At 42.8% G+C, this 2,687-nt stretch carries 3 protein-coding genes; all 3 read right to left on the reverse strand.

Annotation, left to right across the window (positions count from 1 at the left end):
- Window positions 1–12 precede the first annotated feature (12 nt).
- Complete coding sequence (locus tag CXF61_RS11460) at window positions 13–669, reverse strand: DUF1449 domain-containing protein (RefSeq protein ID WP_165598275.1); 657 nt, start codon at window positions 667–669, stop codon at window positions 13–15.
- A gap of 142 nt (window positions 670–811) precedes the next feature.
- Window positions 812–1,783, reverse strand: a complete 972-nt coding sequence (locus CXF61_RS11465) for a PD40 domain-containing protein (protein WP_165598276.1) — start codon at window positions 1,781–1,783, stop codon at window positions 812–814.
- A 304-nt stretch (window positions 1,784–2,087) separates the two neighbouring features.
- Complete coding sequence (locus CXF61_RS11470) at window positions 2,088–2,573, reverse strand: META domain-containing protein (protein ID WP_165598277.1); 486 nt, start codon at window positions 2,571–2,573, stop codon at window positions 2,088–2,090.
- Window positions 2,574–2,687: the final 114 nt, after the last annotated feature.

Below are 2,687 nucleotides of genomic sequence, written 5' to 3' on the forward strand. Positions count from 1 at the left end.
AACGATTTATAATTATTTATCTTCAACAGGAGCGACTTGATAGGTATTTGTTTCTTCTAAATACGCTACCAACATCACTCTATCGCCCTTCTTCAGTAAGCTAGTGCTGTTGTCTGAACGAACCTTGAGTATCAAACCTGCACCGCCATCATTCAACTCTGCCTCACCGTGCTTGTCCGTCACACTAAGTGTACGCACAATCGCGATTTTGCCTACATTATTAGCAGAATTACGTTTGGGGATTCTGGCAATGTTTTTGCGAATGGGTGAAATGATAATGCCTGTTAGCCACATAGAAACGACCAATACGAATATTAGTGCCCCTGTGCCAAACACGTAATACAGAACACCAGAGTCAAAATTTTGATGTAAGAAACTGGTATACAAATAGCTCAATAACCAACCGATTAAACTCACTAAGCTTAATATAATGACTAGAGGCACACCGTAGAGACCAAACTTCAGCATGAGGCCTGTAAAAAAACCGGTCGATGATAAATCAGAGACAGCAGCATCACTACCTGACTCTCCAACATCCACGCTGTCCATATCTGCCATGCCGAGTAAAGATACCACCCAGTATAGAGTAACGAACATCACAAGACCGGTGAAAACAATCGTTGGATATAAACTTATTTTGGTGATGAACGCGAAAAAAGCCTCTTGCATTACGCGGGTTCTCCCTTTGTGAACCTAATCTTCTATTTGTAATAACCTACTACAAAAGCTGAGGCACTTCACTTAATATTTATAAACTTATGTTGTTTTACAAATAAGTTTATATACATATCACGGCATGAGACATACTTCTCTAACGACCCCATATCGGTGAGCGCACGACTCCACCATTTTGACCACTAATGGCATAGCTGGTATTGCCTGACAGCGAATGGATAACTAGACTACCACCATTTTGGCCTGCTGCTTGCCCGCCCACACTCAAGCGGCGAGTTGGATAGACGGCATAATTGCCAGATGGAGATAGACGTGCAGGCTCATCAAGCCCTGTTTCTGCCAAGTTGACCACCTGTCCCGTCGTCAAGGTCATGACAGCCGCCTTGCGACCATTTAAGTAGGCCATACGCTGACCATCTAAGCTAAGCTGAGGACTGGCCACATACCCATTTGTTGATACAGGTGTCGCATTGCCCGTAGCGAAGTCATAACGATAAATTCGCGGTCGTCCAGCACGGACTTTATCGCTGGTATAGACAAAGCTCTTGCCATCAGCAGCATAACTAGGCTGTACCTCTGTACTCGGCAGGGTCGTTAACTGCTGGGTCTTACCATCGCTCAGACGCATCTTATAGATATCAGAATTACCCCCGACTGTAGAGCTATAGAGCAAATCTTGACCATCGGGTGAAAATGACGCTGACATATTACTGCCTTCAGCATTTACCACTAGGTTGCGCGTATTGCTACTACGATCATAAATATAAATTTTGGGATGCTCACGCGGGGCTTGTTTGCTATAGGCAAGCAGTTGTCCGTCTGCCGACCATGCTGGCGCATAGATATAGCCATTAAGCTGATCAATTAGCTGACGATCGCTACCGTCAGGACGAATACTATAGAGTGTCGATACTTTGGCCGTACCTACGCCCTGCTCTTCTATATAGGCAATGTATCCTAGGCGATCAATCACAGGCATACGTGCAGTCAGCGGATTGGTCTCGACTGTACTGGTTGGCTTTTTTACTGAGCTATTAGGTAATGTCTGACAGCCAGTGAGGACGGTAACTATAGCTATCGTAGTAATGACTTTTATGGTTTCAAACATAGCGTGGTATCCAATAGATCCTAATGATAAAAGTATTGTGAATAATTAAAAAACTATCGTCACTGTTGCCGACTCAACGCCATAGCTAGTATCTTACGATATCAAAGGTATTATAGGGTTATTGCTCTAGTGTAGCCTAAACTGAGTCCAACTTTGGATAAAAAAATGCCCCACTTGATAGTGAGGCATTTTGCGTTTGAAGAAGAGTAGCTTTAAATGAGCAATTTTAAACGAGTAGTTTTAGACAAATAATTTTAATTGTTTAAACTCCCGAACCAGTCAAACTGTTTACTCAATCATTAAGCTATTTTGTAACGGCTTTAAAATAAGCGACTTGATCATCATTTTTAATGGTCAAAATAGGCACGTTGTTGGCATTCTTACTAAGGCTATATTTACCTTTTACAGTGGCTAATGCAGCAGTGTCAAAGCTGGCTTGTGGTTCAGGACATGCCATCATAGTACTGATACCATTTTTAATCTCGACTTCACCGTTTTCGACACTACATCCAGCGCCCATGCTATTACAGGTATTCATAAATGCCACGTAATCTCTACCGTTATCATTCATAAAATTCAATGTTAACGGCTTGGCTGGGTCAAAAAACAGCTGTGTTACTTTATCACCATTGCTACGTTTGGCATCAACGAGCTGCCAGTTGTGTGCTTGCAAGACATCTGCAGTGATTGGTTGGTTAACTGGCGCAGGCAAGTTCGTCGTCTGGCAACCCGCAGCAAGTGTGCCAACTGCCAGTGTCGCGGCCATCATTACTTTACTCATGTTCTTCATATCAACTCCTCGCTTTATTGCATCCGATACTTTTACTAAATATCCTATCTGTATGAGTGATCAGCTCTAATAGACAGGCAGTAAGCGCTAATAGACATAGTAAAAACTCGGACT

The organism is Psychrobacter sp. 4Dc (assembly GCF_002836715.1).
In the GTDB taxonomy this organism is placed as follows: Bacteria; Pseudomonadota; Gammaproteobacteria; order Pseudomonadales; family Moraxellaceae; genus Psychrobacter.

Excerpts from the sequence above, each read along its gene's own strand:
- CXF61_RS11460 (WP_165598275.1), bottom strand. The coding sequence starts at position 669 with ATGCAAGAGGCTTTTTTCGCGTTCATCACCAAAATAAGTTTATATCCA.
- CXF61_RS11465 (WP_165598276.1), bottom strand. The coding sequence starts at position 1,783 with ATGTTTGAAACCATAAAAGTCATTACTACGATAGCTATAGTTACCGTC.
- CXF61_RS11470 (WP_165598277.1), bottom strand. The coding sequence starts at position 2,573 with ATGAAGAACATGAGTAAAGTAATGATGGCCGCGACACTGGCAGTTGGC.